The sequence below is a fragment of the Enterobacter sp. 01-M-02-SI-ECC genome, from assembly GCF_047530595.1.
GTDB lineage: Bacteria > Pseudomonadota > Gammaproteobacteria > Enterobacterales > Enterobacteriaceae > Enterobacter > Enterobacter cloacae_M.
In genome coordinates this window covers 286984-312600 of the sequence record NZ_JBLKCZ010000004.1, presented here as the reverse complement: position 1 = coordinate 312600, position 25617 = coordinate 286984, and the positions used below count along the sequence as shown (strand labels likewise).

Below are 25617 nucleotides of genomic sequence, written 5' to 3'. Positions count from 1 at the left end.
GTCTGAATTTGCAGCGGGCTGGAGAAAGGGTCATTCTGAGAATGAAGATTCCGACGTTACTAACTGAGTGTTGTATCTAATCGTGGGGGCAGGTCAGGGCAGCAAATACTGTTATCAAGTCCGTTTTTAACACAAAAGCTCTTTCTTGATTCGGTAAAAGGTGGCGCGGCTGATACCTGCCGCTTTCATGATGTGGGCTGGTTTAACATTCTGCGCCAGCATTTCGCGAACAGTTTCACGGGCTTCCATATCTTTTTCTTTCCCCGTATACAAACCTGCCAGTTTTGCTCTCTCGATCCCCTGTGCCTGGCGTTTACGGCGGGTTTCATAATCTTGTCGTGCCATTGTCGCAAGGATATCGATCAGCATAGCATTGACTGCCCGAAGAATGCCGCTAGTAAGGTCGTTACCAGACATTTCAACCATCTGCCAGCTTGTTGGCAAATCCATCGAAACAATAACCAGTCCTTTACTGTTCAGCGTAGCTTTGAGTTCAGCCCATTCTTCATGTTGAAGACGACTGAGACGGTCAATCGCTTCAATTAGAAGCAAATCGCCAGGCCGTGCTTCGGCAAGTAGGTGCATCAGTTCCACACGTTCCAGCTTCGCACCGCTGGCATTCTCAATGTATTCTCCGGCTACTTGCCAGTTTTTGCTTTGCGCAAATTCGCGCAGGCTAACTAATGCACGATCAGCATGTTGGCCTTCGGTAGATGCACGGCAATAGATACGGACATTCATTATGCATTCTCTTTTGAGTATTAAATTGATACCCATATGATACAGTGCGTGTTTTTATTGTCAATAGAGTCAAATTTAACCCTATTGATACTGTGTGTCATGGTCTTTATCAGGTATACCTAAAAGAGATATTGTTCGGATGGTATTCAGATCTTGCTTGGGGTATACGATTTGGTCAGTTTCTGTAGCTGAAGCACTCCGGTTTCATTTCAGCAGGTCTTAATCAAATTCAGTGTGCCATACATGCGGCACGAAAAAGTCTGGCATCAATGTGACCAGTTCTATCACCCACCACAGTCACTACAGTGGCCACACAGTTGGGGACCCAAAGGATGTTGTTTACCATTTTGCAATGGTTGACAGCTACCCGAAAGCAACTCCTCTTCGAGAGCGCTCAATTCCTCAGTTAATCGGGTTTGCAATTTTAGTTTGTTGAACCCATCCACACTGGGCGTAAGTGTATAGTTGTGATAACTGTCAACTTTTCTTCTCTCTTTTGTTCAGAATAAATTAATGTTCAGGCGTTATGATAAATAGATGTTATCGCCACCATGGCGCGGTCTTTACAGGAATAAATCTCACCATTTTTATATTTTCACCACAGTACCTCAAAATTTCATATACCAAAACTGAACTTGGCCGGGTAGTATTGGCTGCTTAGTATTAACTGTAGATGCTGTTATTAGGAGTTTCAGGTGCAGGTAAACAAACTTACGGATGATATTGATATTAGTTCTCATGAGCGTTTCCTCGCGGCCCGTAAAAGCACATGGGTTAGTGTGCTTGTTAATTGTTTTCTGACATCCGGGCAAGTGATTACTGGCGTATTTTCCGGATCTCAGGGGCTTATTGCGGATGGTATCCATTCTCTGTCTGATTTAGTTTCAGACTTTGTGGTGCTTATTGCTAATCATAAAAGTAAAAAAAATCCCGATGATGACCATCACTACGGGCATCATCGTTATGAAAATGGTGCATCATTAATTCTGGGGACAATTTTATTCATTGTTGGCATCGGGATGTTATGGTCAGCAGCAAATAAAATGCAACAACCAGATGATATTCCTCAGGTACATATTGTTGCTCTGTGGGTGGCCTTAGCCGCACTGGTTATCAAAGAGCTTCTTTTTCGCTATATGCTGGCAGTAGCAACCCGAGTAAAATCCACTATGCTGGTTGCCAATGCCTGGCATGCCCGCTCTGATGCCGCCTCATCTTTGGTGGTGGCTATTGGTATTATTGGTAGTTTATCAGGGTTTAAATTGCTTGATCCGGTAGCTGCACTGGTTGTGGGACTGATTGTGACCAGAATGGGATATTCATTTATGTCAGATTCGCTTCATGACTTGATGGACAGGGCCGTGGATATTGAAACTGAAAATAGTATAAAAACAACATTATTGTCCACGCCTGGGGTCGAAGGCATCCATGACCTCAAGACCAGAAAAATGGGGGACCTTGTTGTGGTTGATGTTCATCTGGAAATTGATGGTGATTTATCAGTGAAAGTAGGACATGACATTGCTGTTTTGGCCAGGAAATCAGTTTTAGATAATCATCATGTTTTAAATGTTATGACACATGTTGACCCTTATTTTAAAGGTGATAATAGTCCTGGTTGCGGGGGCAAATAATCCTGAAAAATAATATGAATGCTGCTGTTTTTTGAGAAGATTGGGAAGGGATTATTTTTTTGCGCAATATTACCCCTTCTGACTGTGAAAACGAGAGTAAACAATATGGAGGCTATTATGAGAAAAATTATGCGTACTGTTGTGATAGGAGCCACCCTTCTTTTATCCCCCTGTGTAATGGCTGGTTCTGACGGTGTTGAACATGCCATGAAGATGATGAATAAAAGCTACCGCGCAGCACTTAAGGAGGAGGACGTTACATCCTTCAGGAAAGATATGCGGGAACTGAAAGCAACAGCAGAGTCCATCCTGAACAGCCCTGTAGAAGGGTATGACAGGGAAACGTATGTTGCAGGCATGTCACTTCTAATTGATGAGGTAACTGCCGTTGAAAGTACCGCTGAGAAGGAAGGTCTTGACGCCGGGAAAATTGCAGCACAGAAACTAGGCAGTCTGATGAGAAAATACCACAATAAACTAGGTGTTGACTGAGACCGGGAATTATTCGGTGAAGGTAGATATGCTGGAAAGATATCCCTGAACTGACATGATACACGTGCCTGTAATCAAGCAGATAGCTATGCACTGGTGAGGAAATTTCACAACGTTATCTTATCTGCAAAATACATATAAAAATGTTGGGGTAACAAACATGCATTATCAATGCTACATATTTTAGTTTGTTGCCTCAACATAAGTTAAGTACCTATTGGAGTTGCGCGGGGTGGATTCAGGGGGCCAAATTATATTTGGTGGTCACGCGTCAGTCTGTGTTTTGTTTGTTGGTCATGATGACCTGCTCCCCGTTGATTAACACACTGATGCCCGTAATGTCTTCATCATCGGTATGAGACCCTCATTAAGATGCTTTTTTCCGGCAAATAAATCATCAGTATCCTCTTCGAGGCTGGAACAGGGATTCTAAGCCATGTGCTTTGCCGTAAGAAGATCATTTCCGACGTCACCTAATGTGGCTTGGTGAATGGATTTTGTCATGGCTGCACTCTTCATCGGTCGTCGGATTAAGTGCCGTACGATCCACGTCGCTTTTGGAATTTCAAGCGTTCAGATATAAGCATTCTGTACAGCATTGCGCTGTTTCGTGGCTATCTGGCGACGATAAGAACCACTCAGGAACCTGAATTTACCTGTCGAGTACTGGGCCTTTGAACATGGTTTGGATATTACTGAGTGCATCTTGGTTTTGAGAAGTTAAGGTTATCATTAATAAAAAGGCATAATATTGAGTGGTCAACCAACCTTAAAAAAGTGGCTAAATTATGAACGAAAATTTACGTAATGCTCTTCCTCACAAAAACACACCATTTCTACGTGTGCTGCATATCATCGTAGCTGTATTGATTTTATTGCAGATTATTAATTCAAACCTTACCGAAAGCGATGCGCTTAGTGACTATACTCTCACTGGGTTCGTAACATGGTTCCATGTTATCACTGGGTTATCACTGATTGTCCTTGGGTTTGTCATGCTTGCATGGATGCTGACACAACGAGGATTTCGTTACTATTTTGCCTGGGTGGTCCTTGATTTTCGAGGTGTGGTTGAAGATATCAAAATGCTGATATCATTCCGTCTTCCTGAAGCTCATGCTGGTGGGATTGCTGCTCTGGTTCAGGGGCTTGGTGTACTTGCACTATTGGGCGTTGCATTATGTGGTGGATTCTGGTTTGCTCTCAATACTGCTCTTGGCACGTCACCTGTGCTGACAGAAACCGTCCTGCATGTGCATAAGTTTCTGACTGTATTTATTGAAACCTATTTCTGGGCACATGGTGCGATGGGGTTGCTGCATATCTTCCTCACCGTTCGTAGCCAAAGGAAAAATCCCGTTACCGAATAGTGCTGTAGGTTTATGATGGATAAGATGCCCTGTAATGGTTGGCTAAAACAGACTATAACCGCGCATTTATCCGTCAATGCATTTTCTATTTATCCGTAATTCCGATGAGTATGCGTATTTGAAGGAAAAAATATATGCATCTTGAACGACATAGTATCGAAAAAGTGGGATGGCTGAGGGCAGCTGTACTGGGGGCAAATGACGGAATTGTTTCGACAGCGAGCCTTGTTCTTGGGGTTGCATCTGCAAATAGCAGTCCTTCCGGTGTTTTACTTGCAGGTGTTGCAGGACTGGTTGCCGGAGCTATGTCAATGGCTACAGGGGAATATGTTTCCGTCTCATCTCAGGCGGATACCGAAAACGCAGCACTTGCCCAGGAAAAAAGGGAGCTGGAAACTGATTATCAGGGAGAGGTGCGGGAACTGACTTCACTTTATATGCAACGTGGACTGGAGCCAGAGCTTGCCCGGCAGGTTGCGGAGCAACTTATGGTCAAAGATGCCCTGGATGCTCATGCCCGTGAAGAACTGGGGTTGACGGATATAAATTCTGCACAGCCCCTACAGGCAGCTGTCTTTTCTGCCCTGAGTTTTTCCGCTGGTGCGGTGTTACCCTTAATCGTGGCATGGCTCTCCCCTCTGAAACTGGCTTTTTTGTTGATAATCCTTTCCACCCTTTTTTCACTGGCGGTCCTTGGCTATATATCTTCGGTTTTGAGTAAAGCCTCTCCTGTCAGGGCGATCATAAGAATTACGTTCTGGAGTACCATGGCTATGCTTTTGTCTATGGGGATTGGTCATTTTGCAGGGCAGGCCCTGCTTTAATGTTATGAAGCACAATTCGAGTACCATCTTACTGGCGATGCTTCGCAAAACAATTTGCAATGCAGCTCCCTTCAAACTCGATTCCTGCTTGCGCCAATACCTGTTGAAGGGGTGATGGAGGGGATTCTCCCCCTCAATTTCAAGGGCAAGGACAACGCTACTTCTGGCAAATTTCCCGGTCGTAAACGCCACCATTAACAACCAAAATTTGTCGTTTCTTCTTTGAAATCATATCAGTCATTATCTTCGAGTCATCAAGAAAGATACCACCAAAGGTTCCAGGTCGTGCATTCTTCCCGGCGATTATAATCAGATCCCCAATATTCAATGCAGCAACTTTATCGTTATTGTAATTCGTATCTTCAAATATGAACTTCAGGCCTTCATCTGAACCGGGAATACCCAATGTTACTACAGGATTTTTTCTGAAAGTAACAGTACCGATACCAGTTATTTTTCCTGTTACCATTAACTGACATTTTTTGAAGTCATTTGTTGCCCTGAATTCATGTTGTTCAAACCGCGCATAAACTTCCCCTGTTGTATACATTCGCGGAAGTATATCGATTATCGATGGTTTGGATGGTTGCTCAGGTTGTTGCTGAGTTACGGTATCAGCATTTACCTTGGCCTTCACTTCGGGGGTTTTAGGCTGATATGGGGGGGCGTCAGCCCGTAAAGGAGATTGATGCCGTAGGCTATTGCGACGGTTATGACTGCTATTTTAATATAACGTTCATAGGGTGATTTCATTTCGTTCTTCCATAACTTCTATCTTAACAATACGCTCTCCATTACGATATATTTTCAGCTTGTCAGGCGGGGACTTCACTGCATTACGGATTTCGTTCATTGTATCTTTCGATAACATATCACAGCCTTCCATATACATAACCCTACGGGTATCGGTATCTGGTATGTTAGTGAAACTGCTACTGACCCATAAATCGGGTATTTCAATTCCATGTATCAGCTTCATATACACAACGATGAACGCATCTGTCAGGTGAAACCGTCCAACTGTGTATTTTCCGGTATAGGTATTACCAGAAGACGATGCTACCCAATCGTTTTTTAAAACCAAAGTCAGTGCATTATTTTCCATATTCAGACTCCAGTTCACGAATGCGATTGTTCGTCATGTCGGTAAGACATTTCTGTTCATTATTGCAGCCGGATTTGTGCTTTATCCATTCTCTTTGAGAAGGAAGCAATCGTTTTCGGGTTTCAGGGCTAAGGCTTTTCCAGACCGAATTAAGTTTCTCATCGCTTGCTTTATAACTGTGTGTATCGACGTTTGAGGTTACTGCATTGTTTTTGGGAGCTTCGCTACCGCTGCTATAGAAAACGGGTGCACGTACTCCCTGAGCGTAGTCTTTAGCTGCTTTTTCCCCCACGGCTTGCCCATTCGCAGTCAATACCTTTCCGAACTCTGTAGTGTCGAAACTGTAATTGCGGATCTCGCCATTGAAGTCCAGCTTCACGTTAACGGTTGTTGACTTCGAAATGGCAGTCAAGAAATCACCAGCTTCGGACCCGAAGGAACAAGCGACTTCTTTAGAATCACTGACATTAGGGCGTAACCCGTGCATCGTGAATCTGCCGTTATCAGTTGTAGCAGTGATATCTACCAGCGGAACGATTGATGATGATTGCTTTGTCATCGCGAAGCATATTCCCTTCAGATTTACATCCCTGTCCATCCCGAGAAACATCAGTGCGTTTTTGTCGCTGCTGGCGACACCCATTGATTTTGCCTCTGGCAAGAAATACACGGTACTGGAGGCGGTGGTTAAACCTGAAACGAAAACAACACCTGACGCCATGATTTTTAACGTTTTAATAAGAATTGTCATTCTGGATACCTTCTTTCTTTCGCACTCCATCGTGGACAGAGTATTCATTCCGTGAGTCTTGTTTACGAGAAACACTAACCGAAGAATCATGATCTTACATTGATCTATGAAATCTATCAATATCGTATAATTGATCTGTAAAAACGATCGATTAACATGGGGAGAAGAGGGGGAAGATGCGAAGGGTATTGTTTTTAAAGGGTTTTAAAATGGTTCATATGCTTGGTGTTAACGTCGGGCGGCGGGCAGCGGTTAGTCTTGAATACTGCGATTGAAAGACATAACAATCTACTTTGTGCGGGGTTTCCGGCAACCATAGAGGTGTTTCGATAAGGAGCGGTGCAATAAGTACAGTTCGTAGACAGAATGAATACGATGTAATTTTGAACCCTTGCTCTACAACGCTCTGTATCAAGTTTTACGGGGGTTTTATATTGAACGATGCCTGAAGTCTGCTTTAATCGCTCTGACAAGATACAGAGCGATTCATGGCTATATAGCGATGGATTACGCTAACATTTCTGTGGGGCAATTTTACAATGGCACTAACACTTACCTTTATTCCGTCAGTTCATCGATCAGTGTTCGGGGATGATCTAGTCGTTTTTTCGCTTCCGTCATGAACTTGTCTCGGTTGATCAATATGTCAATATGGTCATGCAGTATCAAACCTTCAGATTCAAGAATTTGAATATCGTTGATAGTCTGCGCTTCAACATAAATCTTACCCTTCTTCCAGCCTGAGTTGTTTTCGATAACGATACGCTGTTTATGCTGATCGCGGTATGTGATGGTAAACAAGTTGTGTTTCTTATCTATTCTGGAGCAATCTACGCGCATAATAACGGTCTTAATGTTTGCTCTTATTTTTGTGCGTAAAGGGTTAAGTGCGTCATCAATGTCAAACTTCCTGAACTTGTCCCAACCTTCAGTGTTCATTTGCACGATTGATTCATCGTATAGTCTTTTTTCCACTATCAGACTTTGTTTTTCTTGTTCTAGTTGATCAATTTGCGAAGTGAGGCTATTAATGATCTCAGGGCTTTTAGCTGAACCTATAGCCAATACATAGTTCTCAATTTGCGATTGTATGTCCGCTATTTTCCCTTCTAAACCAGATGGTTGATATTTCGTCTGTAAGAATATTCTATCGGCTATTAGTTGTAAAATCGTCCTTTCAAGGGTGCTTGCCCTGAATCCCCACTTATTACAATCTTGATGTAAATCTCTGGATGCACATTGGTAACGGTAAGCATGTGGATGGTTTTTAAGGGTTGATTTAGCCTTAACCATGTAACATGAGCAGTGCGCACAGTGCAAAATACCAATACCGGAAAGTAATGGTATTTCTGGATTACTCTCGCGATTCGGGGCAAATCCTTTGTTTCCAACTTGGAGCTTTAACGCTTCATATTCATCTTTGCTGATGATCGCAGGGTAATAATCATCCAGAACGTATTCTGCATTGTTTACAGTGATTACTTTTCGTCCATAAATGGCAGGTTCAAGGATTCTGGAACAATGCTGCATATTCCATATACCTTTTGATTTTTTGTTGCCAATAACCGGTCCATCGTAGTTGTTTTTCAGATGTTGAAGGATCATCCGATTTGACCAACCGTCTTGTTTTAACTGGATAATTTTTTTTGCTATGGGGAACAGGACTGGATGCGGATTGACATATCCAGTACTTGAATCTGTCCACCATTTATCCGAGCCTAACTCTTTAATTGCGACTACAGGATCACCTGGTTTCCGTTCCTGGTGACGTCTGATCTTGGACAGAGCACTTGCAATGGTGCGGTGTGATTTGGTTGAACTTTCTTCGTTTGCACGGCTGAACAACATCACGCTAAACATCAGTTGCTGCAATGTCTCGGTGTTTACTTCAGTCTGTCTGTAAACCTGTTTATCAATCCCGGTAATTACCGTGATGCCATTAAGTAATAAGCTGGTGAAAAGGTTAACCGCTTGCATGGCGTTCTGGCGTGAGAAGCGATCAAGGGATTCAATCAAGAGGAAAGACCCCTTTGGGATCAAACCGGATTCAACTTGGTCTATGAAATCCGATAAAGCTCCTTCCTGAACGTTTTTACCCTTGTACGCGGATACCCCTAAATCTTGGTATTCCTCGAAAATCTCCAGATCGTACTCAGTAGCAATCTGTTTTGCCATTTCAGCAATGTAGCTCTTCTGACGCTCAATCGAACTACCTTTACCTTGTCGTTCGCTGGAGTAACGGATATATGAATATAAGCGTGGACGATTCATGGTATTGAATTTCACTGGAAGTACTGTATTTCTTAAGATTGTAACATGTGCAGACATTGGTCATCACCTCCTTGGTAATCCATTGGGGCGACAGGTATAGCTGTTTTTACGCCTCAATTCTTAATGAGGTGTATTTTACTTTAGTGTTGCCGATGGTCACGCCCAGCACCGCCATCACGGTAAAGCCCAGACCGGTCAGCACCGCGTGGATGAGGTACAGCACCGGTGCGACGAACAGGAACAGGAATTCGATTGGCTCGGTGGTTCCGCCCACGACGCAGGCGATCACGCCGGAAATGAGCAGGCCTTTAATTTTATGACGGTTTTCCGGGCGCGCGCAGTGGTACATCGCCAGCGCGGCACCTGGCAGGCCGCCGAGGAAGGCAGGCATTTTACCCTGAGACAGGAAGCGGGTGGCGCTTTCCGAGAAGCCGTGGGTGGTCGGACAGCTCAGCTGCGCCTGGAAGATGGTCAGCGCGCCGCTCACGTCGTGACCGCATACCTCCATCGTACCGCCCGCTTCGGTGAAGCGAATCAGGGCCACCAGGATATGCTGCAGGCCAAACGGCAGGAGCAGACGCTCGCCGGTGCCGAAGATCATCGGACCGAAATCTCCCGCGCCGTTGATGATGCGGCCGATGCCGTTGATGCCCATCGCGAAGACCGGCCAGATCAGCGGAATGATCAGACCAAACAGGCCCATCACCACCAGGGTAACAATCGGCACGAAGCGGGTACCGCCGAAGAAGGCCAGGGCATCCGGCAGCCGGATATTGTGGAAGCGCTCGTGCAGCATCCAGATAATCACACCCGCGATCACTGCCCCGAGGATCCCGGTATCAATAGACTGGATGCCGATCACGCTCTGAATGTTGTTGGCTTTCAGCACGGCGGCGTCGGTGGTCGGCAGAATGCCTTTCGCGGTCAGCCAGAAGTTAACCGCCAGGTTCATCACGGCGTAACCCACAAACCCGGCAAACGCCGCGACGCCTTTATTTTCGCGCGCCAGGCCCAGCGGGATAGCAATACAGAACATCACGGGCAGGAAGCTAAACGCAAAGGAGCCGACTTTACTCATCCAGATGAAGATCGCCTGCAGCACCGGGGTACCGAGGAACGGGATCAGCGTGATGACGTCTTTACTGCTCAGCGAGCTGCCGATCCCGAGCATGATCCCGCAGAACGAGAGGAGTGCCACGGGCAGCATAAAGGTTTTACCCAGTTGCTGGAAAAATTCCCACAGCGATATTTTTTGTGCTGCTTTCGCCGTCATAAAACGACTCCTTTATTGTTAAAATCAGTTTGCCTGCTTCAATGCTGCGAGAAGATAAAACGTTTTATCAAAGTTTAGTGCGCGCTAAATCACATTCTCAGGCTTTGACTGGTAGTATAAAGATAACGTATTGATAAAACGTTTTACCGATATCATTTCAGGGAGTCACGCCAACACATGGCTGTAGCGAAAAAAATCACCATCAACGATGTCGCGCTGGCGGCGGGCGTTTCCGTCAGCACCGTTTCTCTGGTGCTAAGCGGAAAAGGGCGCATCTCTCCTGCGACCGGTCAGCGGGTTAACGAGGCGGTTGAGCAGCTGGGTTTTGTGCGTAACCGTCAGGCGTCGGCGCTGCGCGGCGGGCAAAGCGGAGTGATTGGCCTGATTGTTCGCGACCTGACGTCACCTTTCTATGCGGAGCTGACCGCCGGGTTAACCGAAGCGCTTGAAGCGCAGGGGCGGATGGTCTTTCTTCTGCACGGCGGTCGCGAGGCCGATCAGCTTCTTTCCCGGCTCGATATGCTGCTGAATCAGGGTGTTGACGGGGTAATCGTCGCCGGAGCGTCGGGCGTGGGCAGCGAGCTGTGCGAGCGCGCCGCCGAAAAAGGCGTGCCGCTGGTGTTTGCTTCGCGCGCCAGCTACCTCGACGAGGCCGATACGCTGCGCCCGGATAACATGCAGGCCGCGCAAATGCTGACCGAGCATCTTATTCGTCGCGGACACCAGCGCATTGCGTGGCTCGGCGGGAAAAGCTCGTCCCTGACCCGCGCCGAGCGGGTCGGCGGCTACTGCGCGACGCTGATTAAATACGGCCTGCCGTTCCACAGCGAATGGGTCGTGGAGTGTGAATCCAGTCAGAAGAAAGCGGCGGAAGCGATAGGCGCGCTGCTGCGCAGCAGTCCGACGATCAGCGCCGTGATTTGCTACAACGATGTGATTGCCATGGGCGCCTGGTTTGGCCTGATCCGCGCCGGGCGTCAGAGCGGCGAGGGCGGGGTGGAAACCTTCTTCGGTCACCAGGTGGCGCTGGGGGCGTTCGCCGACGTTGGTGAAAACGCGCTAGACGATCTGCCGATCGTCTGGGCCACCACCCCTGCGCGAGAGATGGGCTACACGCTGGCGGACAGGATCATGCAGCGCATCGACAACACGGACGTTCAGGCCGGACACCAGATTGTGGCGGCGCGGCTGGTGACGGTGAAATAATATCAGGCGGGTTGCGTTAGCGGATTGAGCAACAGTTCGGCTTCCAGCGCTTCCACAAACTTTCGTACTTTAGCCGGGATCAGCCGGGAGGTCGGGTAAACCGCCCAAACGGCCAGCGATTCCGGGTGGGCATCCTCCAGGACGATCCGCACGAGTTTACCCTCTCTGAACGCCGGCTCTACGTACCAGCGGGATAAATTGGCGATCCCTAACCCTCCCAGGCAGGCTTCGAAAATGGCCTCAATAGAGTTCGCGGAGAATCGGCCCGACACCTTTTGTTTGTAGCGCTGTTCACCCTGTTCGAATGACCAGTGGACGGTATCTGACGTGGTCAGACAGCTGTGTGCCGCCAGATCGTTAAACGATTTTGGATAGCCATTCGCGGCAAGATACGCCGCGCTGGCGCAGAGATCGCGAGGGTTGTGACACAGGCGATGGGCAACCAGCCGGTTATCGCGCAGCGGCGCAATGCGTAACGCCACGTCTATGCCTTTTCCGACAATATCAACCTGTTCGTCGGTGGCGAATAAATCGACCTGCAGGGCGGGATGTTGCTGCATGAACCGGGTCAGCATGGGAGCAACGATCTTACGGCCAAACCCCGCTGAGGCGGTAATGCGCAGTCGTCCGGAAAGGTGCGTCCCCTCGGGAAATAGATCGGCCAGCGCGTTATTTTTATCTTCCAGCAACGCCTGCGCATGGGGCAAAAAAACGGCCCCATCGCTGGTGGGTGAGAGGGAACGCGTGGTGCGGTGCACCAGCCTGACCCCCAGTTCAGCCTCAAGATTATTAAGAGACCGTGATGCCGCCATGGCGCTCACAGAGAGCCGACGCGCGGCGCCCGCCAGGCTACCCGCCTTGACGGCTTCGACAAACACTTCAACGTCTTCCAGTTTCATTGTATCGATTTTCGTTATGCTGACTTATCAAAGTATATATCTACATTATTTATCGTTACGCTGCCATAGTCTCTTCACAACCTGAAAAATATCAATCTGGAGTGAAGATGAAAAAGTTGAAAACGGTTCTGGCGCTCAGCGGCCTGCTCCTGGCAAGCACATCGTGGGCAGATGCCCCGGCGCAGGTTAAACAGCAGGTTCCGGGCTATTATCGTCTGGCGGTCGGGGAGTATGAGGTGACGGCGCTGTTCGACGGCTATAACGATCTTTCGCCAGCCTTGCTACACGGGCTCTCAGGCGAAAAGGTTCGCGAACTGCTGGCTCAACACAAAATTGATGCCGAACGCATGCCTACCGCCTTTAACGCCTTTCTGGTGAATACCGGTAAACACCTGCTCATGATTGACAGCGGGGGTGGCCACTGCATGGCGGAAACGGCCGGCCAGCTGGTCAGCAATATGAATGCATCAGGGTACCGTCCCGAGCAGGTTGATACCATTTTCCTGACCCACCTGCATCTTGACCACGTGTGCGGCCTGAGCGATGCAGAGGGTAAGGCGTTGTTCCCCAATGCCACCGTCTACGTACCGCAGGGGGAGGCCGACTACTGGCTTGATCCCGCAAAAGAAGCGAGCGCGCCGGCTAATGCGAGGGAGTATTTCGCTATCGCCAGGAATGCGCTGTCCGCGTATAAAGCCGCCGGGCACCTTAAAACCTTCGTCCCGCCAGCTTCGCCTGTCCCGGAAGTCCAGACGGCATATGCCATAGGGCATACGCCAGGCAGTACCGTTTATCGCTTCGCGTCGCAGGGGACGGCTATCAACTTCATTGGGGATTTGATTCATGCTCCTGCCGTCCAGTTCCCGCACCCTGAAGTGTCTATTCGCTTTGATGTCGATCCGAAAAAAGCCATCTCATCCAGGGGGCAGGAGTTTAACGCGCTGGCAAAAGACGGTGAGTGGATGGCCGCAGCGCATCTGCCTTTCCCCGGTATCGGTCATATCACCGCCTGGCAGCAGGGCTATAGCTGGAATCCTGTCAATTACGGTCCTTATCAGCGTGCGGCCAACGTGCCTCTGCTGAAATAAAGTGATGTGACGAGCATGAAAAGTTACACCGTAACGGCAAACGGTATTCGTCAGTTTGTGGTCGAAGAGGGTGAAGGTGCACCGGTTATTCTCCTGCATGGTTTTCCTGAAACAAACTATGCCTGGCGCTACCAGATACCCGTACTGTCCCGGCACTACCGCGTGATTGCACCGGATTTACGCGGGTATGGCGAAACGGATAAACCTGCTTCTGGCTATGATAAGCGCAACATGGCGCGGGACATCCGGGAACTGATGCGAGTCCTGGGTTTACAGAAAGTGGTGCTGGTGGGGCACGATCGCGGCGCGCGCGTCGCGACGCGGTTTGCAAAAGATTACCCTGAGCTGGTGGATCGACTGGTGGTGATGGATAACGTGCCAACGCGTATTGTGGCGCGCGATCTGAATGCGTCGATTGCGCGTGCGTACTGGTTCTTCCTGTTTCATCTTGTGCCAGACCTGCCGGAAGCGCTGATTGCGGGTCGGGAGCATATCTGGCTGCGCCACTTTTTCTCGGACTGGACCTACAATCCGTCGACCATCAGCGGCGAGGCGTTTGATACCTATGTTAGGGCGTATCAGGCGCCGGGTGCCGTGCGTGGCGCAATGGCTGACTATCGCGCCAACGCAGAGGATGTGGCGCAGGATATGGCTGACGCTGAGGTGAAAATCACCTGCCCGGTAATGTCGCTGTGGGGTAATGATTTTCATGCGGTCGGCAAGCTTTTCGATATGGAAAGCGTCTGGGCCGAAATGGCGGAGAACCTGCGGGCGCAGGGGATTGATGAGTGTGGCCATCTGCCGCAGGAGGAGCAGCCAGAGAAAGTGAACGCGCTTCTGCTGGATTTCCTGGCGGGATGGAAAAGTTAGCGGGCAATAAAAAAACCCCTCATGCGAGGGGTTTTGCTGTTTACTGCTGCGGCGCCGCCGGTTCGGCTGGCGCTGCCGGTTCAGCTGGTTCCGGCATCCCCAGAGTCGGCATACCAAACATGCCGACGAAGTCTTCCAGCGGCATCTTGTCGCCGTTGAGCGTTACCTGGCCGTTGGCGTACTGCAGGCTGGTGGAGATCGTGTTGTTTTCCACTTTGGTGATGCGGAACATCTGACCCATGGCCGCCAGACCTTTCACCTGCTGGCTCGCCAGCTTGCCGGCGTCTTCATCGCCGTAGCCTTCCAGCTTCGCAATCTGGGTCATAAACTCGGTCGCCATATCCATCGGGATGGTCAGCTTGCTGTCGAGCGACTTAACGCTGCGATCCACTTCCTGCGCCAGCGTCTGCGGTTCACCCGTTGCGGTTGCCGGATCTTTCAGGAACAGCGACAGGTTAAAGCTGGTTTCGCCTTTGCTGTTTTTCCAGCTCAGCGGCGCAACGGTGATCACCGGCTCGCCTTTCAGCAGGACAGGCAGGTTGTTGAACAGTACCGCCATCGCCTGCTGCTGATACACCTCAGGGTTCTGCTGGAGTGCGGCATCGGTCAGCAGCGCCTGGCTCTCTTTGCTGTATTTCTGGCTAAACTCGTGCCACGCCTGGCCGTCGATATTGCCGATCTTCAGCGACAGCTTGCCGGTGCCCAGATCCTGATTCTGCACCTTCAGGCTCTTCAGCGTGTAATCCAACTGCGTGTTGATGCTTTTACCGTCTTTGGAAACGTCGGATTTGCCGTTGACGTCCATGCCTTCCAGCACGGCCATCTCTTTTCCTTCAACCGCAATGGCTACCTTGTCGAGAGAGAGTTTCTGATCGCCGATACGCTCCTGGAAATCGGTCATTCGGCTGTTGCCGTCGGCTTTCAGGTTGTTGAAGGTGAGCTGAACCTTTTGGTTATATTCGTTCACGGCATTGACCAGGCCGCTTTCCGCTTCACCCGTCAGGGAGAACACGTTTCCGTCGCGGTCGGCATCGAGTTTGAAGTGGCCGCCGCTAAAGGCGACTTTCTCATTCTCTTTCTCGTAGTTCAGCGCTTTCAGGGCAATATTGGAACTCGTGTCACCGGCATAGCTAATTCGGGTATTAATGTCGAAAGGCGATTCATTCTTCGCCAGGTCAAACAGCGGTTTGGTGACGTCGTTATTCACCAGCACGGTATGAACGGACGCCATCGACGGGATCAGGTTAAAGGACTTCAGCTGCGCCAGCGGCAGCGGACCGTGGCTCACCACCTCATCCAGCACCACGCTCTGGCCCGGTTTCAGCCAGCCGTTTTCAGCACCGGCAACCGGCTTCACCACCAGCTGCATACGGCTGGTAAACACGCCGCGATGATAATTCTGGTAGCTCAGCTCAAGGCCCGCCTCCGGCGCGCTGCGCTTAATCTCTCCGTTAGCCTGCGCCACCATCTCAGCCAGACGGCCTTCCAGCTGTTTCCCGGTAAACCAGGAGGCACCCGTCCAGACCACGCCTAACGCTACAATCACTCCAACCGCTACGACCGATTTTTTCATTGCGACTATCCCTAAAATGAAACCAGGCGGTAAAAACCGCCTGGAGATATTAAGCCTGCAACTAGCTTAGCAAGAGTTGTTAAAAAATTCAGTAAGTGCTTAAAGCTTATTGAAAACGCGCGCCAGACGACCGGTGCCGCTTACGCTGACCGGAGACTCATTGGCTGCAACGAATGCTGACTCACCGGGCTTAAGCACCAGACGCTGTTCGCCTTTGCGCAGCGTCGCTTCGCCCTCGGCGCAGAACAGAATCGCCGCGCTTTCCTGCGCGATGGCGGTTTCGGCCTGGCTCAGGTCGTGCAGGGAGAAAGCAAAATCTTCAACCGGAATCGGGAAGTCCAGCTCTGCGCCGTTTTTCACCGGCTGAGTCAGCAGCTCCGCGGCAGGTTTCGCCACAAACTTCACGTTGGCAACCAGCTCAGGAATATCGATGTATTTCGGCGTCAGGCCCGCGCGCAGCACGTTATCGGAGTTGGCCATTACCTCCAGCGCCACGCCCTGTAGGTAGGCGTGCGGGGTTTCGGCAAACAGGAACATCGCTTCGCCCGGGTTCAGCTTCACCACGTTCAGCAGCAGAGGGGAGAACAGGCCGCTGTCGTCCGGGTAGAATTCGGAGATCAGACGGATAGTCTCCCACGGTTCACCCTGCTGGCTGCCCAGAGCCGCTTTCAGTACCGCCATCGCGTGAGATTTCTCTTCACCCTGCATATTCAGCAGGCTGGCAAACAGCTGGCTCAGCGCGTCCGCGTTAGGGTTTTCAAGGAAGTGGGCGATAGCCTTGTGGGCACCCGCGACCGGTTGCAGCAGGGAGACGATCTCTGAAAACTCGCGGAACGCGTTCATCGCCAGGAACGGCGTCAGCGCGAACACCAGCTCCGGCTTGTGGTTAGGATCTTTGTAGTTACGCTCGGCGGCGTCCAACGGAATACCCGCCGCGTTCTCTTTCGCAAAACCGATTTCAGAGGCTTTCTTGTTCGGGTGAACCTGGATGGAGAGCGGCTGGTCGGCGCACAGCACCTTGAACAGGAACGGCAGTTCCCCAAAGCGCTGAGCCACCTTGTCGCCCAGCAGCGCGGCTTTATCGGCATCAATCACGTCACGCAGGCTGCGTACCTGGCCGCTGGCGTCTTCAATTTTTGAGCTGCTCTTCGGGTGCGCCCCCATCCACAGTTCTGCCATCGGCAGGTTGTTCGGGTTCGCGATACCGTAGAGATCCGTTAACGCAGTTTTACTTCCCCAGGCGTAGTTTTGCACTGAGTTAATGAGTTTTTGCATTATCAAGCCCTGATTCAATTGTGGAATTAACTCCGGGTATTAAAGCAATAAACCTCATGGAAGTAACCTGTGGATGTAAAAAGTCGTACTAGTCTCAGTTTTTGTTAAAAAATTGTGTAGGATAAGCTGACTCGCTTTTAAGCCGGGCAGCGGAACATCTGCCCTGAATAAACAGACCGAAGCAGTAAGTGAGAGACCAATGTCGAATAAACCCTTCCATTATCAGGATCCTTTCCCCCTCAGTAAGGATCGGACCGAGTATTACCTGTTAACCCGCGATCACGTCTCCGTCTCTGAGTTTGAAGGACAAGAGATCCTCAAGGTCGATCCTCAGGCGCTAACGCTGCTGGCGCAGCACGCTTTCCACGACGCCTCGTTTATGCTGCGTCCTGCGCACCAGCAGCAGGTTGCCGATATCCTGAGCGACCCGCAGGCCAGCGAAAACGATAAATACGTTGCCCTGCAGTTCCTGCGTAACTCAGACATCGCCGCGAAAGGTATTCTGCCTACCTGTCAGGACACCGGCACGGCGATCATCGTCGGTAAAAAAGGCCAGCGCGTCTGGACCGGCGGCGGTGACGAAGCGGCCCTGGCGCACGGCGTCTACAACACGTACACCGAAGATAACCTGCGCTATTCGCAAAACGCGGCGCTGGATATGTATAAAGAGGTCAACACCGGCACCAACCTGCCAGCACAGATCGATCTCTACAGCGTGGATGGTGACGAGTACAAATTCCTCTGTATCGCCAAAGGCGGCGGTTCAGCTAACAAAACCTATCTCTACCAGGAAAGCAAGGCGCTGCTCACCCCGGGCAAGCTGAAGAACTACCTGGTTGAAAAGATGCGCACCCTCGGCACCGCTGCGTGCCCGCCGTACCATATCGCGTTTGTGATTGGCGGTACGTCGGCGGAAAGCACGCTGAAAACCGTCAAGCTGGCCTCAACCAAATACTACGACGGCCTGCCTACCGAAGGTAACGAGCACGGCCAGGCGTTCCGCGACGTGCAGCTTGAGCAGGAACTGCTGGAAGAAGCCCGCAATCTGGGCCTCGGCGCGCAGTTTGGCGGTAAATACTTTGCCCACGACGTGCGCGTGATCCGTCTGCCGCGTCACGGCGCCTCCTGTCCGGTCGGGATGGGCGTGTCCTGCTCTGCGGATCGCAACATCAAGGCGAAGATCAACCGCGAAGGCGTGTGGATCGAAAAACTGGAAAACAACCCGGGCAAATACATCCCGGAAGAGCTGCGCAAAGCGGGTGAGGGTGAAGCGGTTCGCGTTGACCTGAACCGTCCGATGAAAGAGATTCTGGCGCAGCTTTCGCAGTATCCGGTCTCGACCCGTCTCTCGCTGAACGGTACGATCATCGTGGGCCGCGACATCGCGCACGCGAAGCTGAAAGAGCGTCTGGACAACGGCGAAGGGCTGCCGCAGTACATTAAAGATCACCCGATCTACTACGCCGGCCCGGCGAAAACGCCTGAAGGCTACGCGTCCGGCTCGTTAGGCCCAACCACGGCAGGACGTATGGACTCGTACGTTGACCAGCTGCAGGCCAACGGCGGCAGCATGATCATGCTGGCGAAAGGTAACCGCAGCCAGCAGGTGACGGACGCCTGCCACAAGCACGGCGGCTTCTACCTCGGCAGCATCGGCGGCCCGGCTGCGGTTCTGGCGCAGGGCAGCATTAAGAGCCTGGAGTGCGTGGAGTACCCGGAATTGGGTATGGAAGCGATCTGGAAAATTGAAGTGGAAGACTTCCCGGCGTTTATCCTGGTGGATGACAAAGGCAACGACTTCTTCAAGCAGATCCAGTCGTCCCAGTGTTCGGCGTGCGTGAAGTAATTCTGTAAATTGTCGGGTGGCGGCTGCGCCTTACCCGGCCTACGAGTCGTGTAGGCCGGGTAAGCGTCAGCGCCACCCGGCAACAAAAAGAGCGCACAAAGCGCCATATCGTTTCTCAGAAGTCATCAATACTTATTCCTTAAGCATGTGAGCAATCCCTCTTTTGTTATCAAGGAGAAAGTAATGACCACGGTACGCCATGAGAAAGATTCGATGGGCGCCATCGACGTCCCGGCCGATAAGCTATGGGGCGCGCAAACCCAGCGTTCGCTGGAGCACTTCCGTATTTCGACTGAAAAAATGCCCGTCTCGCTGATTCAGGCGCTGGCGCTCACCAAACGCGCCGCCGCTAAAGTGAACCAGGATTTAGGCCTGCTGCCGGCAGAAAAAGCGACCGCCATCATCAACGCCGCCGACGAAGTGCTGGCGGGTAAGCATCCCGACGAATTCCCCCTCGCCATCTGGCAGACCGGTTCCGGCACTCAGAGCAACATGAACATGAACGAAGTGCTGGCGAACCGGGCCAGCGAACTGCTGGGCGGCGTGCGCGGCATGGAGCGTAAGGTCCATCCGAACGATGACGTCAACAAAAGCCAGAGTTCCAACGACGTCTTCCCGACGGCGATGCACGTGGCGGCGGTCATCGCTATACGCGAGCAGCTTATCCCGCAGCTTAACGTCCTGAAAGCCACGCTCAACGAGAAAGCGCAGGCCTTCCGCGACATCGTCAAAATTGGCCGTACGCACCTGCAGGACGCCACGCCGCTGACGCTCGGCCAGGAGATTTCCGGCTGGGTGGCGATGCTGGAACATAACCTGAAGCATATTGATTACAGCCTGCCGCACCTGGCGGAGCTGGCGCTCGGCGGAACGGCGGTCGGGACAGGGTTAAACACCCATCCTGAATACGCGGTGCGCGTGGCGGAGGAGCTGGCAAACATCACCGGGCAGCCGTTCGTCACGGCGCCCAACAAGTTCGAAGCGCTGGCGACCTGCGATGCGCTGGTCCACACCCACGGCGCGCTGAAAGGGCTGGCGGCCTCGCTGATGAAAATCGCCAACGACGTGCGCTGGCTGGCCTCGGGTCCGCGCTGCGGCATCGGTGAAATCAGTATTCCGGAAAACGAGCCGGGCAGCTCCATCATGCCGGGTAAAGTGAACCCGACCCAGTGCGAAGCCATGACCATGCTCTGCTGTCAGGTGTTGGGCAACGACGTGGCCGTCAACCTGGGCGGTGCGTCCGGCAACTTCGAGCTGAACGTCTATCGCCCGATGGTGATCCATAACGTACTGCAATCGATTCGTCTGCTGGCGGACGGGATGGAGAGCTTTAACGAGCACTGTGCGGTAGGGATTGAGCCGAATCGCGAGCGTATCAGCCAGCTGCTCAATGAATCCCTGATGCTGGTGACGGCGCTGAATACCCATATCGGCTACGACAAAGCCGCCGAGATCGCGAAAAAAGCGCATAAAGAGGGGCTGACGCTGAAAGCCTCCGCCCTGGCGCTGGGCTATCTCACGGAGGAGGATTTCGATGCCTGGGTGCGCCCTGAGGCGATGGTCGGCAGCCTGAAATAGTCATCCCGCCACGTACAGGTGCAGCCGCGGAATAATCAGCTGCAGCGGCTGCGCCTGAGGTCGGTAACGGTGCTGGACATTTTCAGCATCGTAATTCAGCAACTCACCAATATCCGGCACGATAGCTCCCCGGTCGGCATCATAAAGCGCAATCAGCGGCGTAGGGCAGGCATACTGAACCTGTTTTTGCTGGCCGGAATACCAGACGCGGGCGATAGGCTGCACCTTCACCGGGCGCTTTATCTTGAGGCGCGCGTCCGCCGGAAGCGAGGCGATGCTGTGGTACTCCTGCTCCAGGCGCTCAATCCACTGCTCGCGCGACCACGGTGCGACGGCGCGCGGCGTCTTCAGGCTTTTTTCCAGCTGCGCCAGAATCTCATCCCGGGTGAAGTTTTTAATGATGTGCTTATTCGCCCAGCCGAAGCGCAGCGTGGCGGGGTGACGCAGTACCGTCAGCGTGCGATAGGCGTTCAGGGTAATCAGCCCCGGAAGCTGACGGTGCACCCATTCAAACCGGGCGGCAGGGGCGAGGCCGGACTCTTCGGTAACGATCTTTTCAAAGGCCGCTTTCAGGGTGTTGATATGGGTAATCTGGCTTTCCAGCGCGTCACGCGTTGTCGCATCGGTTTGCAGGCAGATCACACCGGGCAGACGCACGGCGGCCTTACTGCTGCGGTTTTCTGACTGCTGCTGGATAAACAGGCGGCGATAGTGCTTCAGCGCCAGCTCAAGGGCGGCGCTGCCGATGTGCTGTTCAACCTCGATGGTGTCCAGCGGGTCGTGCTCGGCCCCTTTAGCCACCTCGGGCAGGGTAAAGACGCGCGCGGCCAGCAGGCGGCAGTTCTGCAAACGTTCGGTCAGGGTCAGGAGCTCGTGTTCTATTTCCCGAAACGTGCTGTTCAGCCGTTCTAGGAGATCGTAAGTCGCCATAAACACTCTCGTTAGTTACAACATACTTATCATATAGCACAGCACGCCGGGTCAGGCCAGCGTGCGGTTAAGGTCAGGCAGGGACGGGAAGGGCGATGTTATGATACACCGGCCAGCTAAAGCAGAAGCGCGCGCCGCCGAGCTCGCTCTCTTCGCAATGCACCGTGCCGCCCATCGCCTGCGCGATAGAGTAAACAATCGCCAGCCCCAGGCCGCATCCGCCAGTGGCGCGATCGCGGCTGGGGTCGAGGCGGACAAACGGTTCAAACACGGTTTCTCGCGCTTCCGGGGCAATCCCCGGACCGTCATCCTCCACCGTCAGGCTGGCCTGATTGCCCTGCAAATCCAGTCCGATCTGTAGCGTACTTTCGCTGTAGCGCATGGCGTTGTTCATCAGATTGTCCAGCACGCGCTCCATCAGGCGCATATCGAGCGCGCCGTAATCACCCGGCGTGACGCGCGTTAACAGCGTGCGCTGCGGGTTCACGCTCTGAACGTCATCGATGTGGGTTTGCAGCCACGCGGGCAGATCCGGCGTGCTGAGGTTCAGCTCGTTTTGCGGACGATCGAGGCGCGCGTAGGTCAGCAGCTCCTCAATCAGCGCCTCAAGCTGGCCGATGTCGCGGTTAAGCGCCTGAGACTCCGCGTCAGTCAGATTCTCGCTCATCTCCAGACGGTAGCGCAGGCGAACCAGCGGCGTGCGCAGCTCGTGCGCAATGCCGTCGATCAGCTGCTTCTTACTGGCGATCAGGGCATTGATGTTATCGGCCATCTGGTTAAAAGCCACGCCCAGACGTTCAAAGCTGGAACCGCTGTCGAAGTGAATGCGTTCGGTAAAGTGCCCCTCGCCAAAACGCTGCGCGGCGGATTCCAGTTTCAGCATGTCCTGCCAGTGCGGGCGCATCCAGATAAAAACCGGAAACGCGAGCGAAATGGCGATAAAGGCCATCAGCGCCATGTCCAGCAGACGCATCTGGTGGAGATAGTAGAGATAGGGCACCGGCCCGACGGCCAGCACGTAATGGCTGCGCGGTATGCGCTGGATAAAGGTGTATTTCTCATCCAGCGCGACGATGTCCCCGTCGCGCAGACGCTGCATAGCGGGCGGATCCAGATCGAAATCTTTCAACGGCTCGATGCGTAAATCGAACGACAGATTCAGGTCCAGCTCTTTGAGGGTTTTCGCCCAGTCGTGTGGGGGGATCTCTCTCAGCTCGCTGCGCATCAGGTAGAGCGAGCTTTTCATCAGATCGTCCAGCGACTGCCTGCCCGCACGTTCGGCGGTGAATTTATAGACCAGCCCGACCAGCATGGTCATGACCAGGAAGCAGACAAACAGTAAAAGATAAAACTGCACAAACAGCTTTTTCATTGGGTCTCACCGAAAAAACGCTATGTGCAGAATATACATGAAAACCCTTCGCGTTTTTCACGTCTGTCGCGCGTGTTACATGGCTTTCGCGCTGTTTTTTACCTTGGCGATGAGTTTTTCCGTCACGGCCAGGCCTTCTGCAATGTGCGTATCAATCACATCGGTACCGAATTCGTTAATTAAATCCAGGAGTATTTCGAAATACTGGATAAGTTCCAGCAGGTCAAAAAGCGCTTTTTGATCGGAGCGCGAGGGAGAGGCGCGCCTTAAAGCTGCCTGATTAACAATCCACTCGAGATTGGTTTTGATGGCTTCTACCTGATTGTAGCTATACATATGCCATAGGCTTAAATCCTCATTTCAAGATTGTATGGGAGAGATATCGTAACGCTTCGCGGTGAAAGCGAGTCTACATGCAGTCGGGGCGAGCTGAAGAAAGGAGAGTGGGAGACTTAATTATGGAATAGTTCGCGTGCTTAGCAAGTCAATTGTTGCGCAAACGGATAAATAAACGCGCGAAAGAGAGGGCATCGGTGTTTAATCCCTTCATTTCGCGCAGGTTATGCTAACCGGATAACGGAGTCAGGTTTCCCAGGCGTGCGGGGCAAACAGATAACCCTTGTTACGCACGGTTTTAATGCGGTAGGGCTCGGTAGCGTTATCCTGCAGCTTTTTGCGCAGACGCGAAATCGCCACGTCAACGCTGCGGTCCATTCCGTCATAGCTCACGCCACGCAGGTTTTTCAGCAGCGCGTCGCGGTCCATAATTTGCCCTGCGTGCGTTGCCAGCTCCCACAGCAGGTCAAAGTCTGCGGTGGAGAGGGCGATAAGCTCGCCGGAGAGCAGCACCTGGCGGTTAATAGGGTCGATAGACAGCGTACCGAAGCGCATCGCTTTGTGCGGCGTCAGAGAAGGCGCGGGCGCTTCGCGTTCGATGCTGGCGTGCTGGCGCAAATGCAGGCGCAGGCGGGCAAGCAGGACGGCAGGCGGTGTGGTTTTCAGAATGTAGTCATTTGCGCCCATCTCCAGCGACAAAATGTGGTTCATATCGCTGTCCAGTGAGGTGAGCAGAACGATAGGGCCCTCCCACCGGGCGCGCAGGTCACGGCAGAGCGTCATGCCGTCTTTGCCTGGCAGCATGATATCCAGCAGCACCAGATCCGGGTTTTCACGGACGACCACCTCTTCGGCACGATCGCCGCGAGGTTCAACAATGACGTCCATATCATGTTTACCCAGATAGGCGGCGATCAGTTGCCCGACCTCGGGTTCGTCTTCAACATAAACAATCTTATTCATACAGCGTCTGTTTTCGTGAAAAAAGCCAACATACACCGCGGAACCTTAACCTTCCATTAATCTTTCAAAATTAACGCCGGTTCCGTTATTCTGGCTCTTAATGTTATTTGATTGTTATAGGAAAAAGTATGGGGCTGGCGATCAAAGCCGCGCTGGGCGCGCTGGTGGTGTTACTGATTGGCATTCTGGCAAAAACGAAAAACTACTACATTGCCGGGCTAATCCCGCTGTTCCCGACCTTTGCGCTGATTGCCCACTATATCGTGGCTTCTGAGCGGGGCACGGAAGCGTTACGCACAACCATCGTGTTTGGCATGTGGTCTATCATTCCGTATTTTCTCTACCTGCTTTCGCTGTGGTATTTCACCGGTTTTCTGCGTCTTCCCCTGGCGCTGAGCGGGGCGGTAGTCTGCTGGGGACTCAGCGCCTGGGTGTTAATTTTCTTCTGGAGCCGCTTTCACTAGCGCAGCGGTCGGCCGCCGTCCACGGCAAAGGTTCTGCCGGTGACGTAGCAGCTGGTGAGCAGATAATCCACAAGATCGATGACCTCTTTCTCGCCCGGGGCGATTTTCATGAGCGACTTATTCAGCGCCTGCTGACGATACTCTGCATCATCGTTTTCGTTAAACAAAATCATCGCCGGGGCGATGGCGTTCACCTTCACCTCGGGCGCGAGCTTGCGGGCAAACGAGCGTGTCATATTATCCAGCGCGGCTTTGCTGGCCGCGTAGGCGATGTGCTTGTCGCTGCCGCGCTCAACCACATAATCGGTAAAGTGAATAATGTCGCCCGCCGCGTGCCCATGACCGCGGAGCAGATCCTGCAGAGCGTGGTTAAGCAGATAAGGGGCATTGACGTGGATCTGCAGCATGGAGGAGAGCGTTTCGCTGAGTGACGTACCGGGTTTTTCGGCTTGCCATGCGCTGGCGTTATGGATCACGGCGCGCAGTCCCGTCGTGGCGGCTTTTACCTTTTCCGCGAAAGCCAGAATGCCTTCATCGGTCGAAAAATCAGCCTGAATGCAGACCGCCCCGGCTTTGCGTAACCCTTCAATCGACGGGTATTCCGTACGGTAGCTGACAATGACCGGATGGCGAAGGTTGAGAAAGTGATGGGCGAGGGCGAGGCCGATACGGCGGCCTCCACCGGTAATCAGTATTGGGCGAAGCGGTGCATTTCCCATCGTATTCTCCTTTACAGTTCAACAATGGGAAAGGCGA

General features: G+C 52.1%; 23 protein-coding genes and 2 pseudogenes. 11 read left to right on the top strand and 14 right to left on the bottom strand.

The features are described 5' to 3' along the window. Nucleotides 1–126: 126 nt before the first annotated feature. Nucleotides 127–741 carry a recombinase family protein gene (locus ACMWLG_RS08930; protein ID WP_007890845.1) on the bottom strand — a complete coding sequence of 205 codons (615 nt, stop codon included), beginning with the start codon at nucleotides 739–741 and terminating at the stop codon, nucleotides 127–129. A gap of 695 nt (nucleotides 742–1436) precedes the next feature. On the opposite strand from ACMWLG_RS08930, the gene ACMWLG_RS08925 reads away from it, so the two are divergent. From ACMWLG_RS08925 to ACMWLG_RS08905, 5 genes and pseudogenes are all read left to right on the top strand, one after another. Continuing rightward, nucleotides 1437–2375 carry a cation diffusion facilitator family transporter gene (locus ACMWLG_RS08925; protein WP_001198019.1) on the top strand — a complete coding sequence of 313 codons (939 nt, stop codon included), beginning with the start codon at nucleotides 1437–1439 and terminating at the stop codon, nucleotides 2373–2375. An 18-nt stretch (nucleotides 2376–2393) separates the two neighbouring features. Then, nucleotides 2394–2867 carry a cytochrome b562 gene (locus ACMWLG_RS08920; RefSeq protein ID WP_000923859.1) on the top strand — a complete coding sequence of 158 codons (474 nt, stop codon included), beginning with the start codon at nucleotides 2394–2396 and terminating at the stop codon, nucleotides 2865–2867. A gap of 463 nt (nucleotides 2868–3330) precedes the next feature. Then, nucleotides 3331–3561: pseudogene (locus ACMWLG_RS08915) on the top strand (IS3 family transposase); the annotation flags it as partial. A gap of 94 nt (nucleotides 3562–3655) precedes the next feature. Next, nucleotides 3656–4237, top strand: a complete 582-nt coding sequence (locus tag ACMWLG_RS08910; protein WP_001004932.1) for a cytochrome b/b6 domain-containing protein — start codon at nucleotides 3656–3658, stop codon at nucleotides 4235–4237. A gap of 134 nt (nucleotides 4238–4371) precedes the next feature. Beyond that, nucleotides 4372–5061 (top strand): VIT family protein, encoded by a 690-nt coding sequence (locus ACMWLG_RS08905; protein WP_000549951.1) that lies wholly within the window; start codon nucleotides 4372–4374, stop codon nucleotides 5059–5061. Nucleotides 5062–5218: 157 nt separating this feature from the next. On the opposite strand, the gene ACMWLG_RS08900 is transcribed toward ACMWLG_RS08905, so the two are convergent. From ACMWLG_RS08900 to malX, 5 genes and pseudogenes are all read right to left on the bottom strand, one after another. Further along, nucleotides 5219–5698: a hypothetical protein gene (locus ACMWLG_RS08900; RefSeq protein WP_072048708.1), complete on the bottom strand. Its 480-nt coding sequence runs from the start codon at nucleotides 5696–5698 to the stop codon at nucleotides 5219–5221. Nucleotides 5699–5797: 99 nt separating this feature from the next. Further along, entirely contained in the window at nucleotides 5798–6166 is a 369-nt protein-coding gene (locus ACMWLG_RS08895; RefSeq protein WP_023280004.1) for a hypothetical protein, read from the bottom strand. After that, a complete protein-coding gene (locus ACMWLG_RS08890; RefSeq protein ID WP_023280005.1) occupies nucleotides 6156–6917 on the bottom strand; it encodes a lysozyme inhibitor LprI family protein in 762 nt (253 codons plus the stop codon). Before ACMWLG_RS08890 ends, ACMWLG_RS08895 begins: the two co-directional genes overlap by 11 nt. Nucleotides 6918–7475: 558 nt before the next feature. Next, complete coding sequence (locus ACMWLG_RS08885) at nucleotides 7476–9245, bottom strand: recombinase family protein (RefSeq protein WP_013096884.1); 1770 nt, start codon at nucleotides 9243–9245, stop codon at nucleotides 7476–7478. An 85-nt stretch (nucleotides 9246–9330) separates the two neighbouring features. Further along, nucleotides 9331–10461 (bottom strand): annotated as a pseudogene (gene malX / locus ACMWLG_RS08880) (PTS maltose transporter subunit IICB); the annotation flags it as partial. A gap of 177 nt (nucleotides 10462–10638) precedes the next feature. Between malX and ACMWLG_RS08875 the strand changes: the two are divergent. Continuing rightward, the gene (locus tag ACMWLG_RS08875; protein WP_023311457.1) at nucleotides 10639–11667 is read left to right on the top strand and encodes a Mal regulon transcriptional regulator MalI; all 1029 of its coding nucleotides are present in this window, start codon (nucleotides 10639–10641) and stop codon (nucleotides 11665–11667) included. Nucleotides 11668–11669: 2 nt separating this feature from the next. Here ACMWLG_RS08875 and ACMWLG_RS08870 read toward each other — a convergent pair whose 3' ends face one another. Then, nucleotides 11670–12566 (bottom strand): LysR family transcriptional regulator, encoded by an 897-nt coding sequence (locus ACMWLG_RS08870; protein WP_045401346.1) that lies wholly within the window; start codon nucleotides 12564–12566, stop codon nucleotides 11670–11672. 107 nt (nucleotides 12567–12673) lie between these two features. Here ACMWLG_RS08870 and ACMWLG_RS08865 point away from each other — a divergent pair, with 107 nt between their 5' ends. Together ACMWLG_RS08865 and ACMWLG_RS08860 are read left to right on the top strand one after the other, a co-directional pair. Next, on the top strand, nucleotides 12674–13654 hold the full coding sequence (locus ACMWLG_RS08865) for an MBL fold metallo-hydrolase (RefSeq protein WP_045401343.1): 981 nt from the start codon (nucleotides 12674–12676) through the stop codon (nucleotides 13652–13654). A 15-nt stretch (nucleotides 13655–13669) separates the two neighbouring features. Next, on the top strand, nucleotides 13670–14524 hold the full coding sequence (locus ACMWLG_RS08860; RefSeq protein ID WP_045401340.1) for an alpha/beta fold hydrolase: 855 nt from the start codon (nucleotides 13670–13672) through the stop codon (nucleotides 14522–14524). A 40-nt stretch (nucleotides 14525–14564) separates the two neighbouring features. On the opposite strand, the gene ACMWLG_RS08855 is transcribed toward ACMWLG_RS08860, so the two are convergent. After that, nucleotides 14565–16097 carry a YdgA family protein gene (locus tag ACMWLG_RS08855; protein ID WP_045401337.1) on the bottom strand — a complete coding sequence of 511 codons (1533 nt, stop codon included), beginning with the start codon at nucleotides 16095–16097 and terminating at the stop codon, nucleotides 14565–14567. Between the two features lie 99 nt (nucleotides 16098–16196). After that, nucleotides 16197–17372, bottom strand: a complete 1176-nt coding sequence (gene manA / locus ACMWLG_RS08850) for a mannose-6-phosphate isomerase (RefSeq protein ID WP_045401334.1) — start codon at nucleotides 17370–17372, stop codon at nucleotides 16197–16199. Nucleotides 17373–17571: 199 nt separating this feature from the next. Here manA and fumA point away from each other — a divergent pair, with 199 nt between their 5' ends. Together fumA and fumC are read left to right on the top strand one after the other, a co-directional pair. Then, nucleotides 17572–19218, top strand: coding sequence for a class I fumarate hydratase FumA (fumA, locus tag ACMWLG_RS08845; RefSeq protein ID WP_414762978.1), 1647 nt, complete (start codon nucleotides 17572–17574; stop codon nucleotides 19216–19218). A gap of 183 nt (nucleotides 19219–19401) precedes the next feature. Continuing rightward, entirely contained in the window at nucleotides 19402–20796 is a 1395-nt protein-coding gene (gene fumC / locus ACMWLG_RS08840; RefSeq protein ID WP_045401331.1) for a class II fumarate hydratase, read from the top strand. Here the strand turns inward: fumC and tus are convergent, their stop codons facing one another. From tus to rstA, 4 genes are all read right to left on the bottom strand, one after another. Continuing rightward, nucleotides 20797–21726, bottom strand: a complete 930-nt coding sequence (tus, locus tag ACMWLG_RS08835; RefSeq protein WP_045401327.1) for a DNA replication terminus site-binding protein — start codon at nucleotides 21724–21726, stop codon at nucleotides 20797–20799. Nucleotides 21727–21799: 73 nt separating this feature from the next. After that, nucleotides 21800–23098: a two-component system sensor histidine kinase RstB gene (gene rstB, locus ACMWLG_RS08830; RefSeq protein WP_045401324.1), complete on the bottom strand. Its 1299-nt coding sequence runs from the start codon at nucleotides 23096–23098 to the stop codon at nucleotides 21800–21802. A gap of 75 nt (nucleotides 23099–23173) precedes the next feature. Beyond that, the gene (locus tag ACMWLG_RS08825) at nucleotides 23174–23434 is read right to left on the bottom strand and encodes a hypothetical protein (protein WP_045401321.1); all 261 of its coding nucleotides are present in this window, start codon (nucleotides 23432–23434) and stop codon (nucleotides 23174–23176) included. A gap of 246 nt (nucleotides 23435–23680) precedes the next feature. Continuing rightward, nucleotides 23681–24397 carry a two-component system response regulator RstA gene (gene rstA / locus ACMWLG_RS08820; protein ID WP_021241154.1) on the bottom strand — a complete coding sequence of 239 codons (717 nt, stop codon included), beginning with the start codon at nucleotides 24395–24397 and terminating at the stop codon, nucleotides 23681–23683. Between the two features lie 128 nt (nucleotides 24398–24525). Between rstA and ACMWLG_RS08815 the strand changes: the two genes are divergently transcribed. Continuing rightward, a complete protein-coding gene (locus ACMWLG_RS08815) occupies nucleotides 24526–24861 on the top strand; it encodes a GlpM family protein (RefSeq protein WP_023311470.1) in 336 nt (111 codons plus the stop codon). Here the strand turns inward: ACMWLG_RS08815 and folM are convergent. Next, nucleotides 24858–25580 (bottom strand): dihydromonapterin reductase, encoded by a 723-nt coding sequence (gene folM, locus ACMWLG_RS08810; RefSeq protein ID WP_045401319.1) that lies wholly within the window; start codon nucleotides 25578–25580, stop codon nucleotides 24858–24860. The genes ACMWLG_RS08815 and folM overlap by 4 nt on opposite strands. Nucleotides 25581–25617 lie beyond the last annotated feature (37 nt).